Origin of the sequence: Enterobacter sp. BNK-34, from assembly GCF_048684445.1 — a bacterium.
GTDB lineage: Bacteria > Pseudomonadota > Gammaproteobacteria > Enterobacterales > Enterobacteriaceae > Enterobacter > Enterobacter pseudoroggenkampii.
On the sequence record NZ_JBLQUA010000001.1, the window covers coordinates 332,583 to 352,650 of the forward strand.

General features: G+C 50.7%; 16 protein-coding genes and 1 pseudogene. 9 read left to right on the forward strand and 8 right to left on the reverse strand.

Going from position 1 to position 20,068, the window contains the following annotated elements:
• Positions 1–20: 20 nt before the first annotated feature.
• Together ACMGG5_RS01700 and ACMGG5_RS01705 are read right to left on the reverse strand one after the other, a co-directional pair.
• A complete protein-coding gene (locus ACMGG5_RS01700) occupies positions 21–1,199 on the reverse strand; it encodes an acetyl-CoA C-acetyltransferase (RefSeq protein WP_024909316.1) in 1,179 nt (392 codons plus the stop codon).
• A gap of 93 nt (positions 1,200–1,292) precedes the next feature.
• Entirely contained in the window at positions 1,293–2,159 is an 867-nt protein-coding gene (locus tag ACMGG5_RS01705; RefSeq protein WP_032648159.1) for a LysR family transcriptional regulator, read from the reverse strand.
• Between the two features lie 105 nt (positions 2,160–2,264).
• Between ACMGG5_RS01705 and ACMGG5_RS01710 the strand changes: the two genes are divergently transcribed.
• Positions 2,265–2,726, forward strand: coding sequence for a multidrug/biocide efflux PACE transporter (locus ACMGG5_RS01710; RefSeq protein ID WP_024909318.1), 462 nt, complete (start codon positions 2,265–2,267; stop codon positions 2,724–2,726).
• Between the two features lie 119 nt (positions 2,727–2,845).
• Positions 2,846–4,075: an amino acid permease gene (locus ACMGG5_RS01715; protein WP_024909319.1), complete on the forward strand. Its 1,230-nt coding sequence runs from the start codon at positions 2,846–2,848 to the stop codon at positions 4,073–4,075.
• A 37-nt stretch (positions 4,076–4,112) separates the two neighbouring features.
• On the opposite strand, the gene ACMGG5_RS01720 is transcribed toward ACMGG5_RS01715, so the two are convergent.
• The gene (locus ACMGG5_RS01720; RefSeq protein WP_024909320.1) at positions 4,113–4,583 is read right to left on the reverse strand and encodes an Lrp/AsnC family transcriptional regulator; all 471 of its coding nucleotides are present in this window, start codon (positions 4,581–4,583) and stop codon (positions 4,113–4,115) included.
• 115 nt (positions 4,584–4,698) lie between these two features.
• On the opposite strand from ACMGG5_RS01720, the gene ACMGG5_RS01725 reads away from it, so the two are divergent.
• Positions 4,699–5,310, forward strand: a complete 612-nt coding sequence (locus ACMGG5_RS01725; RefSeq protein ID WP_290093892.1) for a LysE family translocator — start codon at positions 4,699–4,701, stop codon at positions 5,308–5,310.
• A 27-nt stretch (positions 5,311–5,337) separates the two neighbouring features.
• On the opposite strand, the gene ACMGG5_RS01730 is transcribed toward ACMGG5_RS01725, so the two are convergent.
• Both ACMGG5_RS01730 and yjdI read right to left on the reverse strand, forming a co-directional pair.
• Positions 5,338–5,610: a GNAT family N-acetyltransferase gene (locus ACMGG5_RS01730; protein ID WP_008499687.1), complete on the reverse strand. Its 273-nt coding sequence runs from the start codon at positions 5,608–5,610 to the stop codon at positions 5,338–5,340.
• Positions 5,611–5,620: 10 nt separating this feature from the next.
• Positions 5,621–5,851, reverse strand: coding sequence for a 4Fe-4S mono-cluster protein YjdI (gene yjdI / locus ACMGG5_RS01735; protein WP_008499689.1), 231 nt, complete (start codon positions 5,849–5,851; stop codon positions 5,621–5,623).
• Between the two features lie 176 nt (positions 5,852–6,027).
• Between yjdI and ACMGG5_RS01740 the strand changes: the two genes are divergently transcribed.
• From ACMGG5_RS01740 to ACMGG5_RS01760, 5 genes are all read left to right on the forward strand, one after another.
• A complete protein-coding gene (locus ACMGG5_RS01740; RefSeq protein WP_048990720.1) occupies positions 6,028–7,656 on the forward strand; it encodes an ATP-binding protein in 1,629 nt (542 codons plus the stop codon).
• Positions 7,653–8,348: a response regulator gene (locus tag ACMGG5_RS01745; protein ID WP_024909323.1), complete on the forward strand. Its 696-nt coding sequence runs from the start codon at positions 7,653–7,655 to the stop codon at positions 8,346–8,348. The genes ACMGG5_RS01740 and ACMGG5_RS01745 overlap by 4 nt, the downstream gene beginning before the upstream one ends.
• Positions 8,349–8,516: 168 nt before the next feature.
• Positions 8,517–9,605, forward strand: a complete 1,089-nt coding sequence (locus tag ACMGG5_RS01750; RefSeq protein WP_024909324.1) for an ABC transporter substrate-binding protein — start codon at positions 8,517–8,519, stop codon at positions 9,603–9,605.
• An 80-nt stretch (positions 9,606–9,685) separates the two neighbouring features.
• On the forward strand, positions 9,686–11,455 hold the full coding sequence (locus ACMGG5_RS01755) for an ABC transporter permease (protein WP_023294491.1): 1,770 nt from the start codon (positions 9,686–9,688) through the stop codon (positions 11,453–11,455).
• Positions 11,448–12,518 (forward strand): ABC transporter ATP-binding protein, encoded by a 1,071-nt coding sequence (locus ACMGG5_RS01760; protein WP_420277411.1) that lies wholly within the window; start codon positions 11,448–11,450, stop codon positions 12,516–12,518. The genes ACMGG5_RS01755 and ACMGG5_RS01760 overlap by 8 nt, the downstream gene beginning before the upstream one ends.
• Positions 12,519–12,715: 197 nt before the next feature.
• Here the strand turns inward: ACMGG5_RS01760 and ACMGG5_RS01765 are convergent, their stop codons facing one another.
• The 3 genes and pseudogenes from ACMGG5_RS01765 to ACMGG5_RS01775 form a co-directional block, all read right to left on the reverse strand.
• Positions 12,716–13,036 carry a hypothetical protein gene (locus ACMGG5_RS01765; protein ID WP_420277412.1) on the reverse strand — a complete coding sequence of 107 codons (321 nt, stop codon included), beginning with the start codon at positions 13,034–13,036 and terminating at the stop codon, positions 12,716–12,718.
• 76 nt (positions 13,037–13,112) lie between these two features.
• On the reverse strand, positions 13,113–14,816 hold the full coding sequence (locus tag ACMGG5_RS01770; RefSeq protein ID WP_302224286.1) for a hypothetical protein: 1,704 nt from the start codon (positions 14,814–14,816) through the stop codon (positions 13,113–13,115).
• A 173-nt stretch (positions 14,817–14,989) separates the two neighbouring features.
• A pseudogene (locus tag ACMGG5_RS01775) lies at positions 14,990–16,104 on the reverse strand (IS3 family transposase).
• A 428-nt stretch (positions 16,105–16,532) separates the two neighbouring features.
• On the opposite strand from ACMGG5_RS01775, the gene ACMGG5_RS01780 reads away from it, so the two are divergent.
• Complete coding sequence (locus tag ACMGG5_RS01780; RefSeq protein WP_420277413.1) at positions 16,533–19,790, forward strand: DEAD/DEAH box helicase; 3,258 nt, start codon at positions 16,533–16,535, stop codon at positions 19,788–19,790.
• The last annotated feature ends 278 nt before the right edge of the window (positions 19,791–20,068 follow it).

Below are 20,068 nucleotides of genomic sequence, written 5' to 3' on the forward strand. Positions count from 1 at the left end.
TCATTTTCAATAAGGAGAAGTTAGCGTTCGATGGCCAGCGCCACCCCTTGCCCGCCGCCTATACAGAGCGTGGCAATCCCTTTGCGGGCATTGCGTTTTTTCATTTCGTGGACCAGCGAAACCAGGATCCGGCAGCCGGACGCCCCGATCGGATGGCCCAGCGCGATCGCGCCGCCGTTAACGTTGACCCGAAGGGGATCCCACTCCAGCATTTTTCCGACGGAGATCGCCTGCGCGGCATAGGCTTCGTTCACTTCGATCAGATCCACATCCGAAAGCTGCCACCCCGCACGCTCCAGACAGCGGCGGGTCGCGTAGACCGGTGCGATCCCCATTAACGCAGGATCAACCCCCACGCTGGCGAACGCCTTAATGCGGGCCAGCACGGGAAGATCGAGTTCGAGGGCTTTGCTTTCGCTCATCATCATCACGGCGGCAGCGCCGTCGTTAATGGAAGAGGCATTTCCCGCCGTCACCGAGCCCTGCATTTCAAACGCAGGATTCAGCCTCGCCAGCCCTTCAGCACTGGCGTCGGTGCGCGGCTGTTCATCGGTATCCACGACAATAAACTCACCGCTCTGACGCTGCGTGCTGACAGGGACAATTTCGTCGCGAAAACGACCGGAATCAATCGCCGCACGCGCTTTTTGCTGCGAGCTCAGCGCGTAGGCATCCTGCACTTCACGGCTGATGCCGTACTCGCGCGCCAGGTTTTCCGCCGTCACGCCCATATGATAGTCATTGAACGCATCCCACAGCCCGTCATGCACCAGGCTGTCGAGCAGCTGACTGTTGCCCAGCTGTGCGCCGGTACGGCTGTCGGTCAACACGTGCGGCGCGCGGCTCATATTCTCCTGCCCGCCCGCAATGATCACGTCCGCTTCACCACACTGAATGGCCTGCGTCGCGAGATGCAGCGCTTTTAATCCTGAGCCACAGACGTCGTTAATGGTGATGGCGGAGACGGTATTGGGCAGCCCCCCCTTCAGCGCCGCCTGACGCGCAGGGTTTTGCCCGGCACCGGCCGTGAGGACCTGTCCCAGGATCACCTCATCAACTTCATGTGCTGCGATCCCGCTACGTTCCACCAGCGCTTTCACCACCACGCTTCCCAGGTCAACCGCCGAGTGACGCGCAAGCGCTCCCTGAAAACAGCCGATAGCTGTACGCAACGCACCCACTATTACGACATCTTTCATCACGACCTCTGTGTTAAATGACATGACGATAGTAGAGGATTGTTACTGGCAATTATCTTAATTGTTTAAAAATAGTGAGTTTAATCACAAGGATCAGCGCGCATCCTGCAGATACTGCCGCAGCCAGCTTCCGGCAACGCCGGGAGGGGATCGCTTATTCCACAGCAGATCGATGCCGATCGCCCGCGGCCAGCCGGGAACATTGAGCTGTACCAGGGATTTCGCGGCGGCAAACTCATCCACCAGCGCGCACGGCAAGACGCACCAGCCAAATCCCTGAACCGCCATACTCAAGAGTAACAGGTAATTCGGTGCTGACCAGACGGGCCCGCGCGCGATCTCAGCCTCGCGCTCAAGATAGGTGCTCAGCCGCAGCTCTCGCCAGCCGTGGAGCTCGTCACGCTGAACGTCATGTTGTCCGGCCAGCGGATGCGTGGTCGCGACATAGATCGCCATGCGGGTCTGCATCGGCAGCCGGATGGCGCCGATATCCGTAGGATAACCGTCTCGCGCTTCGGTGAGGCCAACCTGCGCTCGCTCCTTTTGCAGCAGATCGATCACGTCCTCCTCCTCGCCAATCAGACATTCGAATTCCGTATGGGGAAAGCGCGCGTCAAACTGTTTCATCATCTCTTCCAGCACGTCCGGGTTAAGGGTATCGGAAAGGACAAACGTCAGACGCGCCTCCGTTTGCGCCGTTAACGACACCGCCAGCTCGTCCAGCCGCGTGCTGGCGGCCAGGATGGCCTGCACGTAGCCCAGCACCTGTTCCCCCTGGGCCGTTAACACCGGCTGGCGCGCCGAGCGGTCAAACAGCTCGAAACCGAGATCGGCTTCAAGATTGGCAATGGACGTGCTGATCGTCGACTGGCTTTTACGCAGCCGGCGGGCGGCCGCAGAAAAAGAGCCCGCCGCAACGGTCTCGACAAATGCGTTAAGGGCTTCGGGTGAATAGCGCATAACCTATCTACTTTAACGATGGATACTATCTTTAATATATCAGCTTTAGCGATGAAAATAGGCCACATCAACGCCTATACCGGCGAATTAATGAGGTCTGTGATTATGCAACATCAGGATGCACTCCAACGTAAACTGCCGGAGCGGATCTTTCATGCTGTCTGTTTTGAAGGGATTGCGACGGCGATCCTCGCCCCTACGGCGGCGTGGCTCATGCAGCGTTCCGTGGTGGAGATGGGTGGGTTGACCATTATTCTGGCCACCACCGCCATGCTGTGGAACATTATTTATAACTTCGGCTTCGACCGTTTCTGGCCGGTTCAGCGCGTCAAACGTACGGCAAAAGTGCGTGCGCTGCATGCGCTGGGGTTTGAATGCGGGTTTATTGTGATTGGCGTGTCGATTGTCGCCGCCGTGCTGGGCGTCACCCTGCTTCAGGCATTCACGCTGGAAATAGGTTTCTTCCTGTTCTTCCTGCCGTACACCATGTTCTACAACTGGGCATACGATTGCCTTCGCGATAAATTTCTTAAGCGTCGCCAGCAACGGCGCGCCCTGGCAGGCTAAACCACCTCTGGCCGGACGCCCGTTCCGGCCAAACTCCTTCGAAGCAACTGCGCTCTCCGTGCATAACTATGGTAAATTGCACTCCATTCCGATGGTTTGATAGTTGATACGTTGCTCTAATGTCGAAAATTTGGTCAAAAGATGAGACTCTCTGGAGTTTCGCTCTCTACGGCACGGCCGTGGGCGCAGGAACGCTGTTTTTGCCCATTCAACTGGGCTCAGCAGGCGCTATCGTCCTGTTTATTACTGCCCTCGTGGCCTACCCCTTAACCTACTGGCCGCACCGGGCGCTGGCGCAATTTATCCTGTCGTCCAAAACAAAAGGCAACGAAGGGATCACCGGCGCCGTGTCGCACTACTACGGCAGGAAGATTGGCAATCTGATCACCACGCTCTATTTCATCGCCTTCTTTGTGGTGGTGCAGATTTATGCGGTGGCCATCACCAACTCACTCACGGAACAGCTGGCGAAACACCTGACGGTGGATACCGCCGTTCGCGTGCTGGTCAGCCTGGGGGTGGTGCTGGTCCTGAATCTGATCTTCCTGATGGGACGGCATATCACGATAAAAGTGATGGGCTTCCTGGTGTTTCCGCTGATTGCCTACTTCCTTTTTGTCTCGCTCTATCTGATCGGCAGCTGGCAACCTTCGCTGCTGACCAGCCAGATGGCCGTCGATCGCCATACGCTGCACCAGGTCTGGATTTCGATTCCGGTGATGGTGTTTGCGTTCAGCCATACCCCGATTATCTCCACATTTGCCGTTGATCGTCGCGAGAAATTTGCCGACGGCGCAATGGATAAATGCAAGAAAATCATGAAGGTGGCGTACCTGATTATCTGCCTGAGCGTGCTGTTCTTTGTCTTCAGCTGCCTGCTCTCTATTCCACCGTCGTACATTGTGACCGCCAAAGAGCAAGGGGTGACGATCCTGTCCGCGCTGTCGATGATGCCTTCTTCACCGGCGTGGTTGGGGATTTCCGGGATTATCGTGGCGATTATTGCGATGTCGAAATCGTTCCTCGGCACCTATTTTGGGGTGATTGAAGGGGCAACGGAAATCGTGAAGTCGTCGCTCAATCAGGTGGGCGTGAAAAAGAGCCGCGCCTTTAACCGCGCGATATCCATTATGGGGGTGTCGTTAATCACCTTTGCCGTCTGCTGCATTAACCCGAACGCCATTTCGATGATTTACGCCATCAGCGGCCCGCTTATCGCCATGATCCTGTTTATCATGCCGACGCTGTCGACGTATCTGATCCCCTCCCTGAAACAGTACCGTTCCATTGGCAACCTGCTGACGCTGATCGTCGGGGTGCTGTGCGTGTCGGTGATGTTTGTCGGCTAATCTCCTTTGATGCCCGGCGCTCTGCCGGGCATGTCATTCAGTCTCGTCCCGTGACGTCCAGCGGAAAAGGTCTGTCCTGCACCACCGTTTTCATCACCAGCGTAGAGCGAAGATGCTGCACGCCAGGCATGGCGGAAAGCTTCTCGTCATAGAGCTTCTGGAAAGCGGAGAGGTCGCGGGTCACGACGTGCATCAGATAATCGGGATCGCCAAACAGACGCTGCGCCAGCACGATCTGCGGAATTTCCTCCACCGCCGCTTCAAACGCGCTAACCGCCTTTCGGTCCCCCTCTTTCAGCGTCGCAAAGACGATCGCCAGGAAGTTAAACCCCATTTTAGCCGGATCCAGGCTGGCACGATATCCCGTTATGGCCCCGCTTTGCTCCAGCGCCCGCACGCGACGATGGCACGGCGAGAGGCTCAGATTCACTCTTTCAGCCAGCTCGGTAAGGGATAAGCGGCCATCTGACTGTAGCTCAGCAAGAATTTTTCGATCGATGCTATCCATGTGGAAGATTTTCTCAATTTCACCGTGTTATGAGCATAACATTGAAAGCCTATTTCGCAGGGTTAACGATATTCTTTTTCGCAACGTTTGACGCACTGCGGGAGTTTTCAGGACGATGGAAATGAGTATTGTGGCCGGCTTTTGGGTGGTTTCTTTTCTGCTTATCATGACCCCGGGGGCCGACTGGGCCTACGCAATTAGCGCCGGGATCAACGGCCGCCGCGTGGTACCGGCGGTTATGGGGCTGATGTCCGGGCATCTGCTAGCCACGTTGATTGTGGTGGCAGGCGTGGGGGTACTGATTGCTCAACATCCGCTGGCGTTAGCCGGGCTGACCGTGGCGGGAGCGCTGTATCTCCTGTGGCTTGGCATAACGTTGCTGCGTCACCCGGCAGCACCGGAAAAGACCACCCAACACGCGGGAAACTGGACGCAGTGGGCGGTGAAAGGGCTCTGCATTAGCGGCCTAAACCCGAAGGTTTTTTTGCTGTTCCTGGCCCTGCTTCCGCAGTTTACAGACCCGACCGGAAGCTGGTCGATAGCGATGCAGATGGCTGCGCTTGGGATGATGCACCTTATCACCTGTACGCTGGTCTATCTGCTGGTGGGGTATGGTTCGAAAGCGGTGCTGGCGACCCGACCCCAGGCGGCGCGTCTGGTGAGCAGGGCATCGGGAGGGTTGATGGTGCTGATAGCGCTGGTATTGCTGTATGAGCAGGTGAGATAAAAAAACACCGGCCATCGCCGGTGTTATTTACGCGCGAATATCGTCATATTCCCGCGTTTTATCAAACTCATGCTTCGCGAACGGGCACAGCGGAATAATTTTGCGGTTCTCACCGCGCATCTTCTCCACCACTTTTGCCACCAGCTGTTTACCGACCCCCTGCCCTTTCAGGCTCTCATCCACATCGGTATGCTCAATGATGCTCAGGTGCTCGCCGGTCGGCACGAAGACAATCTCCGCGACCTGATTACCGTTCGCATCATTCACGTAAAACTTGTTATGGCCTTCCAGAATATCCATGGTTCCTCGCTTATTTTTGGCGATACTTCAGCGCACCGCTCGGGCAGGTATCAATTACGCGGACAACCGTTTCAACGTCCACTTCATCGGGAATAATCCACGGTTTACGTTTCAGATTAAACAGCTTTGCGCTCCCACGCACGCAGTTACCGGAGTGTTTGCAGATCCCGGTGTTGAAGTAAACGTCAATTTTCTCGCCGGTATAGGCCCGGTAACCCGCATCCAGTAGCTCTTTATCCATGACATTGCCTCTGTAATTATTATCGTGCTGAATGAAGAATAGCCTGACGGGATCCTGATGGCTATAACGCCGAAAACGAAAAGCCAGGTCACAACTCTTTTCTTGCCACATTGCGTCCGCTATTTGCCCATGTCAGGCTCGGCAAATGTCACTTTTACATAACATCCGCAGGTTGAATGAAACGCAGACTCTCTTTTCAGGTAAAGCTATTTTTAGCGCTGGTGTGCTTCTCCTGCCTGCTATTAGTTCTGCTGGGAACGATCCTGTTTCATTTTATTGACCGGCAGCTCCATCACGATCTCGGCCAGCGCGCCCGGGTTCAGGCCAGCCAGATCGCGCTGATGCCGGGTCTGGCGGCAATGGTTGCGGCCAGAGATATCCCCGGCATCGCCCGGTTAATTCAGCCGCTGCGCGCCGAAAGCGATGCCAGCTACATTGTGATTGGCGATACCGAGGAACAGCACCTCTATCATTCGGAATCCCCGGAGCGCATTAATTTACCGATGATCGGCGGGGACAATGCGGAGGTGTTAAAGGGTAAAACCATTATTTCCGTGCGTCAGGGTGGGATTGGCGTGTCGCTACGCAGCAAAGCCCCCATCTTCAATGCGCAGCATCAGGTGATTGGCATTGTCTCGGTCGGCTATCTGACATCCTATATTGCCAACATAAATGCCCGCATTCTCTGGCAGTCCGGGCTGTACGGCGCGGGTCTTCTTCTGCTGCTGTTTATGTTCTCCTGGCTGTTTACCCGCAATCTCAAAAAACAGATGTTCCGACTGGAGCCGAAAGATATCGCTCAGCTGGTTTTGCAGCAGCGCGCGCTATTAGAAGCCATGTATGAGGGGGTATTTGCCGTCAATGAAGAGAAGCAGCTGATTTTAATTAACCGCGCCGCACGAGAAATGCTGGATATCCGGCAAAGTGAGAAAGAACTTATCGGCAAACCGCTGGAAGACGTTCTGCAGACGTCACCGGGCTTTTTATCTCAGCGCTACGCCTCGGTGAGCAGCGGCCGCCACGACCAGATTGCTGTTCTTAACCAGCGCGAGGTGATCGTCAACCGCGTGGCGATTGAGGTTGAACCCGGCGTTGAAAGCGGCTGGGTCTACAGCTTTCGCGACAAAAATGACATCAACACCCTCAGCAGCCAGCTCAGCCAGATCAAGCGCTATGCGGATAACCTGCGCATTATGCGCCACGAGCAGCTGAACTGGACCGCCACGCTGGTGGGATTACTGCAGATGAAACACTATGACGAGGCGATCCGTTACATCCAGATACAGTCCGAAGGCGCGCAGCGCGTGCTGGATTTTGTCTCCGCCCGCTTTTCCTCTCCCGCGCTGTGTGGTCTGCTGTTAGGAAAATACGTCAGCGCGCGCGAGAAAGGGATCGAGCTGCTGTTTGACCCCGCCTGCCAGCTCACCCGTATGCCCGCCACGCTCAACGAAACGGAGCTGATGTCGGTTATTGGTAATCTGCTGGATAACGCGGTGGACGCAACCCTTAAAGCACCGGTCCTCGCGCCGGTAGAACTCTATATTTCTGACCGTAACCAGGAGCTGCTGATCGAGGTGGCCGACCGGGGTTGCGGGGTGGAGGATGCGATGAAGCCGCATATTTTCCGCCAGGGATTCAGCAGCAAACCGGAACGTGAAAACGACATTGTGGGCACCGAGCACGGTATTGGCCTGTTCCTGGTGGCAGGATATATCGACAAGGCCGGCGGCAGTATTGAGATTGCCGACAACACGCCACAAGGGACTATTTTTTCTGTGTTTATTCCGAATGGGCCAAAAGCATGACCCGAGCACTTGATGTTGTGATCGTTGAAGATGAGCCGCACCTGGCGGAGCTGCATCGCGAGTATATCGAGCAGAATTTTCATTTGCGCGTGGTGGGCATCGCCGCGTCGATTGAGCAGGCATGCAGCCTGATTCGTCAGCATCAGCCGCGGCTTATCCTGCTGGACAACTATCTTCCGGACGGTAAAGGCGTGGAGCTCATCGATAACCCGCTGCTGAAAAGCTACGAATGCTCGGTGATCTTCATCACCGCCGCCAGCGATATGCAAACCTGCAGCCACGCCATGCGCAGCGGCGCGTTTGACTACCTCATCAAGCCCGTCTTTTTCCAGCGCCTGCACGCCTCGCTGGAGCGGTTTATGCGCTTCATCCACACCGTGCAGCAGGTGAAGGTGGTCGACCAGCATGCGCTGGATCGCCTGTTTAATCTGCCTGCCGCGGAATCCTCAGCTACGCCGTCCACGAAGGGTATTGAGCCCCAGACGCTGGAACGCATTAAACGCCTGTTCGCCGAACATCCCGACAATGCGATGTCGGTTGAGGAGGTGGTGGAAAACGTGGGGATCAGCAAAACCACGGGGCGCCGCTATCTTGAATACTGCGTGGAGAGCGGGTTAATCAGCGTCGAAATGCTGTATGGCAATATTGGTCATCCACGCCGGTTATACCGCAAAGCCCCCGATAAGCCGTAATCCAGAACCGTTCGTAAGCTAACGTTCGCGGATTTTATGGTGTTAATTGCTGAAACGACGGCGACAATCACACTTCGGTATCATTATCCGCTCCCCCCTATTGTGGGTGGAGCCCGATACGCTATGTTGACAATTAGTTCCTCAAATGTAACTAAAAGGTTAACTATAATGTCGAACACGTTCCGAATTTCTCTGCTTACCGCTACTGTACTGTTCTCTGCTTCTGCACTCTCTGCCCTGCCGCAGGGCTATCCTGCTGAGTATCAAAAAGTGGTTGATGCCGCCACGAAAGAGGGCAAGGTTGTCATCTATTCCACCACCGACATCAAAGCTGCCGGACCGCTGATCCAGGGCTTCGAAAAAACCTACCCGGGCATTAAAGTCGAATACAACGACATGAACAGCACCGAGCTGTACAACCGTTTCATCAGCGAACAGGCTTCCGGCGGCGTGAGCGGTGACGTGGTCTGGAGCTCCTCGATGGACACCGGCCTGAAGCTCGCCACCGACTACGCCATGGAGTATAAATCTCCGGAGCAAAGCCAGCTGCCGAAATGGGCGGTCTGGAAAGATAAGGCCTACGGCACCACCTATGAGCCAGTGGTCTTCATCTACAACAAGCGTCTGATCCCGGCCGGTGACGTGCCGGATTCTCACGCCGCGCTGGCGAAGCTTATCGCCAGCCAGACGGATAAATTCAAGAACAAAGTCACCACCTACGACATCGAAAAATCGGGTCTGGGCTTTATGCTCTCGGTACAGGATCACAGCGCCGATCCAAACTACTTTAAGACCCTGGCCGACGTCGCCAAAGGTGGCCTGTCGGTGCAGTCGTCTACCGGCACCATGATGGAGCGCGTCTCCTCCGGTGAAAACCTGATTGGCTTCAATATCCTCGGTTCCTATGCGGAAGCACGTGCGAAGAACGATCCGTCGCTCGGCATCTCCTATCCAAAAGATTACACCCTGGTGCTGTCGCGCGTGTCGTTCATCAGCCAGCAGGCGCAAAACGGCAACGCTGCGAAACTGTGGCTGGACTACGTGCTGTCTGAACAAGGGCAAAACATTCTGGCCAATCAGGCGGACATCCCCTCCATTCGTAACGATATCGAAGGCAAGAATGATATCGACGGCCTGACAAAAATCCTCGGCAACGCGCTGAAGCCGATCCCGGTTGATGAAACCCTGCTGGAATACCTGCAGCCGAAAAAACGCCTCGAGTACATCAAAGAGTGGCGTACCGCCGCCGGTAAATAAGCATCTGAGCGCGGCGTTGGCCGCCGCGCTTCCTTATCGACTGAGTTCGTTTTTCTGGGCTGCAATACCAGGGATACCCCATGAATACATTACGCAGAAAGTGGCAAAGCCTGCCGCGAGGCATCGTCGTGCTGATAACCGCCCTGGTTATCTACACGCCGCTGTCGTTTATCGTGATACAGAGCTTCCTGTCCGCGCCGTTCTTTTCGCCGTCAAAAGAGTGGAGCTTTGAATCATTTGATTTTATTTTCACCGACCCTGATTTTTATAAGGCCCTGAAAAGCGGCTTTATTCTTGCTTTCGGGCTGGTCTTTATCTCTATTCCGCTGGGCGGCGTGCTGGCGTTTCTGATGGTGCGTACCGACCTGCCCGGCCGCCGGTTGATTGAGCCGCTGATCCTGGTGCCGATTTTCGTTTCACCGATGGTGCTGGGCTTCGGCTACGTGGTGGCCGCCGGTCCGGTGGGCTTTCTCTCCCAGTGGGCAGAGGCGCTGATTGGCTTTGTGCCGTGGAACATCTACGACATGTCGAGCATTGTGGTCATTGCCGGCCTGACGCACGTCCCGCACGCCTATCTGTATATCTCGTCAGCGCTGCGCAGCGTGGGCTCCGACGTGGAAGAAGCCGCGCGCACCGCGGGCGCCTCGCCCTGGCAGGTGATGACCTCCGTCAGCCTGCCGATGGTGCGCCCGTCTATTCTGTACGCCACCGTGCTGCTGTTCTTCCTGGGGCTGGAGGTGTTCGGCCTGATGCTGGTCCTCGGCGACCCGGAAGGCAACATGGTGCTGGCGACCTATCTCTATAAGCTGACGAACAAGATGGGCACCCCATCCTATAACCTGATGGCGGCGGTTGCCGTGGTGCTGATCTGCATCACCATCCCGCTGGTGATGCTCCAGCGTCGCCTGATGCGCACCGCCAACCGCTTCGTTACCATGAAGGGCAAGGCCTCGCAGGCCCGCGCGCTGCCGCTGGGTAAATGGCGCTGGGTGGCTGGCGCGGTGATTGCCTTCTGGCTCACCGTCACCATCGGCGTTCCGCTGCTCGGCGTGGTATTGCGCGCGTTTATCTCCAACTGGGGCGTGGGCGTTTCGCTGTGGGACGAGCTTTCTCTGAATACCTTCCGCACCATCTGGGCGCAGCCCAACCTGCTGCGCGCCATCGTTAACTCCATGGCGATTGGCGTCATTGGCGGCGCGCTGGCCGTGGTGTGCTACCTGTTTGTCGGCATTGCCATGCACCGCAAGCCGGATAACACCACGCGTTTCCTGGACTACAGCGTGCTGGTACCGCGCGCCGTGCCTGGCCTGCTGGCGGGTCTGGCCTTCCTGTGGGTGTTCCTGTTCCTGCCGATGTGGCTGGATAACTCGCTGAAATCCGGCTGGCTTTCCGGATTCGCCTGGACCGACTGGATGCGTGAAAACGTCATCGTCTGGCTGCGTTCGCTGCGAAGCACCATTTTCAGCGTCTGGCTGGCCTATACCGTAGTGTGGATGGCTTACGGGCTGAGGCTCATCTCTTCCACGCTGCTGCAGGTAGGGCCGGAGCTTGAAGAGGCCGCGCGCAGCACCGGAGCGACGCGCGGGCAGATCACCCGCCACGTTACCATCCCGCTCTCCCGCTACGGCCTTATCGGTTCGTGGCTGCTGATGTTCCTGATCTTTGAACGCGAATACTCAACGGGTGTGTACCTGCTTTCACCCGGCACGGAGACCATCGGCTCGATGCTGGTTTCCCTCTGGGCCGCGGGTGCCATCGATATCGTGGCGGCGCTCTCTTTCATTAATATCCTGCTGGTCGTGGTAGGTCTGGGCATTGCCCTTCGTTTCGGAGTGAAAATACATGATTGAATTAGCGGTTGACGATCTGCACTTAACCTACGGCGACAATCCTGTTTTAAAAGGTGTCTCCATGAACCTGAAGCGCGGCGAAGTGGTCTCCCTGTTAGGCCCCTCCGGCAGCGGCAAAACCACCCTGCTCCGCGCCGTCGCGGGTCTGGAAAAACCGACCCAGGGGTCGATTATCATTGGCAATAATAAAGTTTACGACGGCACGCCGCGCAGCGAGATCCCGGCGGAAGAGCGTAACCTGGGGCTGGTATTCCAGTCCTATGCCTTGTGGCCGCACAAAACCGTGTTTGAGAACGTGGCCTATCCGCTCAAGCTGCGCAAAGTTCCGGCCAAAGAGATCCAGCAGCGCGTGCAGGACGTGCTGGACCAGCTTGGTCTGGGCCATCTTGGCAAACGTCACCCGCATCAGCTCTCTGGTGGACAGCAGCAGCGCGTGGCAATTGGCCGCGCGCTGGTCTACAACCCGCCGGTGATTTTGCTGGACGAGCCACTTTCCAACCTCGACGCCAAGCTGCGCGAAGAGGCCCGCGTGTTCCTGCGCGAGCTGATTATCAAGCTCGGGCTGTCCGCGTTGATGGTGACGCACGACCAGAACGAAGCGATGTCCATTTCCGACCGTATCCTGCTGCTTAACAACGGCAAAATTGAGCAACAGGGTACGCCGCAGGAGATGTACGGCTCGCCGAAGACGCTGTTTACCGCCGAGTTTATGGGCAGCAACAATCGCCTGCACGGCAAGGTCACTGAAGTGCGCGACGGCAGAGCGCGTATCGAAGGGAAAGGCTGGGTGCTGTGGGGCCAGGCGGGCGAAGGGGTACAGAACGGTAATGACGCCACGGCGGTGATCCGCGTCGAGCGCGTGGCGGTGGTCGAGGGGCCAGGGGAAAATCAGCTTGAGCTACCGCTGCTCACCAGCATGTACCTTGGCGACCGCTGGGAGTACCTGTTCCGCACCGTGGGGGATGATTTTGTGATCCGCGCGTATGGACATGAGGTTCGGGATCCGCAGCACTGCCATCTTTCGCTGCCGGAGAAGCATGTTTGGGTGTTCCCGAAAGGGTGAGTGTGTGAGGAAAGGCTGCGGGATGCGGCCTTTTTTGCTTTGACAGGGTGAGAGCATGCAATCTACCTCTCAAATGTTACTTTTCCGTTTTCAACAACGTCTGCACTTGCCTGGTTTACTGAGATTGCGGAATGCCTGGGCTGCCGCAGATAGTGGCAGTGGCACGGCCAGTGTCGCACAGGTGTTCCATGCGCCCATTACGTGATGGCGCCGCAGGCTGTCCCTGCAGCAGAACTCAGGGAAGCGGCCCCGAGCATGCCGGCGACAATGCCAAGGAACGAGGCCCTGGTCAGCCAACTGCGGGCAAAGTTGAGGGAAAGCAGGTAGGACCGGGCAGGATTAACCGGGTCTTTACCTCCGGGCAGCATCGGCATGAAATTCTCATTGGGCAGAATGACATCCAGCGACAGGTTAAGCGCAGGATCATCATCGGGTATCAGGACATTCAGGGCCCGTCCGGGGCGGAAGTCCTCCGGCGCGCTGCGTGAAAAATCGAGGTGAATGATTCCGAAAAGCATACCGCAGAGAGTCTACTTTTCAAAGGTACATTTTAATAATGTAGAAATAAAAAGGCTCCAATTGGAGCCGAATGCGTTACAAGAATAAATTTTCATTCACATCATTCTTAAAGTAAGAATGAATAAACTTTATAGAAATGGCTAGCAGACCTAAACCGAGTATATATTTTAATATATCCATAATAGAAGAACCAAAAAATTCAAGTTTTGATTGCAAATAAGTTATCTTACGAAGATTCATTATCTTGTTATCAACAAAAACAAGATCTGCTGTGCCATATATTTTAATTTTCTTACTTTTATTAACCAGTCCATACAAACTCCCTTCAGAAATAATAATCTCAGATTCCGGTCTTAACGACAGATGTTTTCCGTTGATACTAAACTGTGAGATACCTGTTGCTCTCAGAGAAGATAATTTCCCATTACTTATATCATCATATATTTTATCAAGCTTCTGGTATGTTTTCTTATAGAAAGCAAAATCAGTCTTAAGTAATACGGAAGGGCTATTGTTGTAATTTATAATATCATCTGGTTTTAGAACAAGTAAAAAACCCGTCAAGTAATTAGCATTAATGCTATAGGTATTTGTTAAATCCGATACTTGCTGATATTCACACTTCATCTTCTTATTTTTATCAAGCCTTGACAAAGGAGCAACATGATTTTCAATTTTATATTTTTTAGTATTTATGATTATATCATATGTATAATCATGTAAAATACCGTTAGTGGTTATTGGCATAAATGCAAAAGCAACCATCAATTGTGCATTGTTTGATTGAAATGTTATTTGAGAGTCAGTAACACTTGAAGCTAGCATATATTCATCATCTTGCTTGCTCAAACTTAACCTTGATGCTGCTTTAGGTATCACATCCGCAGATTCCCCTTGTATGAACCCCATCATTGGAAGTTTCTGAGTGATTTCTAGCTTTTTCACATTTAGAAAAGATTTTTTGGGATCAATCGGTACATTGCGAAGTAAATCTGGAAGGGCATAGCAACCTGAGACAATATATATATCAGCCCCACTCAAACCCTTTTTATCATTATATATCAAACTACCATTTTTCATTACATCCAGATACGTTGGTGTGTCTGTTTTTTTATCATTTAAAAAACCAAATGATTCCTCATTATCTTTTACACCTACATATGCGATGTCTGAGCCTTCAGAAATATCCATCTCAATCTCTACCGCTTGCCTGGCAAACAATAAATATATAACAGCGGTTATAAGCATTGCTATTATTATTGCAGCAATTAATGGAATCATTGCCGATAAAATCATTGAAATATGTTTTACCTTATTGAGATGGAAAAGAATTGAATTTGATAAACACACAAACAGGGATAATAAAATTGCCCCAAAAAGATTGTACAGTATGTTTAATAAAATATTGTTCATAGCTATATCATCTAATGTGTGTATTAAAACCACATCTGTTAGCGTTAGTACGATCCATGTAAGAGCTAATAATGTTAAATAACCTTTAATTCTATGCTGAATAAAAACAGACCCAAGAAATATGGTAACAGCAGATATGAGATACCATGCGGTTCCTTGCGAAAAATAAAATTGTTTTATGTAATCAAGTTTCATTGAGCATTCATAACAATTACCTTCTGTGAAGGCAGCGGTAAAATATTGAAAAAGAACTCCACTGCAAACAAGAAAAAATATCGAGGAAATATAGAAGAATGCCAAGATCGCAAAGTCAATTTTTTTGCTAAATATCTTTTTTAAAATTTCTCTTTCAGATACAAAAGCCATAGCAAGTCCATATATAAAGCCTTTAAGGTTGATTTTTAATCATACGCAACAAACCATCGACTTTCTAGCAACCAATGTTGATGGCTGACGACTGTATCAACGACAAAATTCTAGTCAAGAGCGCTGGTCAATAGACACTATCTGTGACCTGCCCCCAAGATTAGATACAACCTTCAGCTAGTAATGTCGGTTGTTTTTTCTTCATATCTCCCGTTTCTCCAGTCCGCTGCAAATTCAGTCGGAATCTGGTAATTCAGCGAAGAATGTGGACGGCACTCGTTATAATCCTGTCGCCAGTCATTAATCGTTTTCCTAGCATGAACAATATCGCCGCACCAGTGCTCGTTTAGGCATTCATCTCTGAATCGTCCGCTAAAACTCTCAATAAATCCGTTCTGAGTCGGCTTGCCCGGCTTGATAAGACGCAGTTCCACGCCATGCTCAAAAGCCCATTGATCCAGTGCACGGCAGGTGAACTCCGGTTCCTAATCGGTTCTTATCGTAGCCGGATAACCACGAAACAGCGCGATACTGTCCAGAATACGCGTGAGCTGCACGCCTGAAATCCCGAATGCGGCGGTAATCGTCAGGCACTCCTTCGTGAAACCATCCACGCAGGTCATGCACTTGAACCTGCGACCGTTGGCCAATGTGTCCATATCAAAATCCATCGACCAGGTCAGATTCGGTGCATCCGGGCGCAGAAGCGGAAAGCGTTCGGTCGCCAGCCCTTTACGGCGTCGTCTGCGTTTTACGTTCAGTCCATTAAGGTGGTAAATGCGGTATACCCGCTTATGATTGACATGAAGACCAAACCGACGCAGTAGCTGCCAGATGCGCCGATAACCAAAACTTCGGCGTTCAAGCGTCAGCTCAGTGATACGCCCTGATAAATGCGCATCAGAAGATGGACGATGAGCATCATAACGGCAGATCGGCAGAGACAAACCTGTAAGCCTGCAGGCGCGACGTTGCGACAGACCGGTCGCATCACACATCACCACCGCGGCTTCCCGCTTCTGGCCTGTCGTCAGTACTTTAATAGCCACCTGAGCGCCTCCTTAACCAGCATGATTTCGGCAAGTAACTTCTTGAGCCGGGCGCTCTCCTCTTCAAGCGACTTAAGCCGCTTTACTTCCGGAACTTCCATGCCACCAAACTTCTTGCACCAGGTGTAGAAAGTGGCGTCTGAAATAGCGTGCTTACGGCAGAGTTCCCGGGCAGAAACCCCGGCTTCAGCCTCACGGAGAATACTGATGGTCTGTTCGTCGGAAAAACGCTTGTTCATAGAGATGCCCTCACGTTGCTGATGAAGACATTACTAACATCACGGTGTATTAATCAACGGGGAGCAGGTCAGAGCTTCTACAGAGTAGGTCAATGCTAAGCCAAGATGCCCGCATCAGAGCATAGTTGAAATGTCCTGTTTTGTAGTTATTGGCATAGATCATCATAAAAGATGCTAGGGTCGTAATATTTTAGGCGTTTTCACTTGCTTGATTTTTCCGTTCAGGTTTACATTTATTGTCATCTATATATAGATAAAAGTCCTCCGCCATAGATATATGATATATCATCAACAGCTTGAGTAACTACTTAAAGAACGAGAGTTCTTGAATTGACTCTATTTTATCAAACTACTTCTAGTACGAATGCGTCTTAACCCATAAATAAATTTTGTAGTCCAAGTAAGTACAAGCCATAAGAAGGGATTATATGATCAAGTTACCTGCGATTACGTTTGAAGCTCGGTATTCAATAGGATTTATCAAACATGAGCTCCGCAAAGCGGAATGTGTGTCTATTATATCAGAGCAATACATTCAAGTGTCTCCAAGAATTAAACTGCCATTGATCGAAATAGATACTGGAGAACGTCTTATCCTGACATCCCGGAAGGACGTTGAATTACCAGAAGGGGTTGATGGAATTCTTCATGATGATAAGGGAAAACTGACCTGGGTACGTCATAGATTGCTAGATTCATTTCTAGCAGAGCGAAGCCACATAGGATGTATTGCACAGGCTAAGAAAATCGCCGCTAGCTGGACAGGGAAGGTGCACTTTTCAGTCGAGAAAGTAGAGAAAGGTAGGCAAAGTAGAGGAGGATTACGCCCTCCACAGTTAGGGGCTCTTCATGCTATTGGGTCTCACTGGAGCCTTGAAACATCAGCAGCAACTATTGTAATGCCAACAGGCACGGGCAAAACAGAAACAATGTTGGCAACATTAGCGGCATATTCAAATCAACCTCTTCTTGTTGTTGTACCATGGGATACGTTAAGAACCCAAACTGCAAATAAATTTGTAAATTTCGGCCTATTACGGAGCATTGGTGTACTTGAAAATGATGTACCTAATCCGATTGTTGGTGTCATGAAAAAAAGACCGAAATCGATATCAGACTTGAGTTTATTTGAACATGCTAATGTAATTGTCGCGACTATAGGTTCTATAGGCACAAGTTTATCGTCGTCAGTTCTCAAACATTTATCTAGCAAATGTAAGGCTCTCATTCTAGATGAAGCACACCATGTTGCAGCATCTAGCTGGGCAAGTCTTAAAGACGTATTCAATGATGTTCCCATACTCCAATTTTCTGCAACGCCTTTTCGCCGCGACAAACAACTAGTTGATGGGAAAGTCATATTTAATTATTCGCTTGCCGCAGCCCAGAGGGATCAATACTTCAAACCAATAAAGTTCGAGCCTGTACAGGTAAACCCATATCTTGCGGATCGCTCAATTGCAATAACTGCAATTAAACAGCTTAGAGCGGATTTAGATAAGAATTTAGACCATTTGTTAATGGCTCGTTGCGTTAGCATTGCCAGAGCTGAAACCATCGCAGAGATCTACCGTGAACTGGCAGGGGATCTTAACCCAGTATTGATTCATTCTGAATCTGATTCGGCAAATCGTGACCTTGATGCATTGAAAAATGGAGAGTCAAGGATCGTAATATGTGTTTATATGCTTGGAGAGGGATTCGATTTACCTCAGTTAAAAATAGCAGCCATTCATGATATGCACCAGAGTTTAGCCATATTGCTACAGTTTATTGGAAGATTCACAAGAGTAGCAGGGGATAATATTGGTGATGCAACAGTCATAGCAAATATTGGTGACAAACGCGTTTCTGACGCGCTAGAACGGCTTTATTCTGAGGATGCAGACTGGAACATTATATTATCAGAATTAAGTTCCTCTGCGGCCAAAGAGCATGCTGAACTTGTTAGTTTTTTAAATGCATCAAAACGACTAGATACAGGTAAAAATGATACGGTTATACTTGCCCCCCATCTTCTCAAGCCAACATTCAGCACTGCATTTTATAGAGCAAAATCCTTCTCAGCTTCCCGTTTTCATAAAGGGTTACCCAAAAATTTTATAATACAAGCTATCTGGCAGCATGACAGCAGTCCTACACTTTATTTTGTCACCAGAACTGAGTCACGGGTTCGTTGGACGAATTCAAAAGAAGTTTTGGATTGCGAGTGGGCTCTTTTTGTTATCCATCATGACGAGTCTTTAAATCTTCTTTTCATATCATCTACTAATCATGACTCCCTGTTTCCTGATATAGCGGAGGCTGTTGCAGGTGAAGCCGTATTAATTCAGGGAGAAAGCATTTTCAGGAGTCTGGGAAGAATTAATAGACTAATGTTCCAAAATATTGGCGTAAAAAAACATGGGCGCCGAAATCTAAGCTTTGCAATGTACACTGGCGCTGACGTTGAAGAAGCGTTGGGATTAGCTGAAAGAAGTAACTCAATTAAAAATAATGTTAGCGGGATGGGATGGGAAGATGGAGTCCGGGTTTCAGTTGGATGTTCTGTAAAAGGACGTGTCTGGTCAAGAGAGCAAGGAACCATTCCTTCTCTTCTCGAGTGGTGCCATAAAGTAGGTGTAAAATTACTTGATGAAAGCATAAATATAGAAGATATAATTTCAAATGTTCTAATACCTACAGCAATTAAAAAGCTTCCGCAAGGGAAGAAAATACTATCGATAGAGTGGCCGGCTGAATTGTTAGGACAAGCCGAGGAGAGAGTGTTAATTGGAACTGTGGGTAAGGAAGAGTTAGTTCCAATATATATGTTCGAGCTATTTAATGCTCAGATTATAAATCAAACTCTAAAGTTTTATTTGATATCCAATATTGACACTTCCAAATATGAGTTTGAGCTGCGCTTAGATAAGAAGGTCAGTTTTAAAGTAAAACAAGCCGATTCAAATTATCTGACAATCTCTCTAGGCAAGCGAATTTGCAGGCTTGACGAGTACTTCTCAAATTACCCGCCTCTAGTGCGGTTTATTGACCTCTGCGAACTAGATGGGAATTTACTTATCAACCCTCGAAATCCTCGAAAACTTGTCATAGATCCGTCAAGGTTTGAAGCTTGGAATTGGCATGGTACTGATATTAAGAAGGAAAGTTATTGGAAAGATGGGGTGGGTAGACTTGATTCAATACAGTGGCGAGTAGCCGAAGAATACATAAAATCGAACTATGATATTGTGTTTGATGATGATTCTGCTGGCGAAGCAGCAGATCTTATCTGTCTTCAAGAAAAAGATGCCGAGATTTATCTCGTCATGATTCACTGCAAATTTTCTGGCGCCCAAACTACTGGCGAACGCATAAAAGATGCGGTTGAAGTATGCTCTCAAGCTGTAAGATCTGCGAAATGGAAATGGAGATTTGCAGATCTATGCAGGCATTTAATCGGCAGGGAAGAACGACTTAAAACAATTAGTCGTCCAACTAGATTTTTAAAGGGTAACTTGTCAAAGTTAAATGAAATTCAGCGACAAAATCGATTTAAACCTATTATTGCGAACATAATAATAGTTCAACCAGGGTTATCGGTCACTAAAAGAAGTGAAGATCAAGATATGGTTTTGGCAGCTGCAATCACTTATCTTAAAGAAACTATTGGTTGCGATCTTCAAATCATTTGCAGTCAGTGATATTGACTGTATTTTCAGGCCTCGAGCTATTAAATTGTCGTGGCCTTGCATACTTAATAGCTATCTTGATAGAGACGCTATTATCAAACTAGTACGCATAAACACAGAATATGTTAAATAGCCGTACAATTAGTGAACAGGTGCACTTCAAAACATCAAGTTATCTTCCTTGCGTCAGCCCAAAGCAGCATTGTGTAACTGCACTGCTTGTTGCAGTGAGGCGTGTCGCTGAAGGCATCACGTAGCGATATTTGGCGAAGAAAAGCGCTTTTCACCGA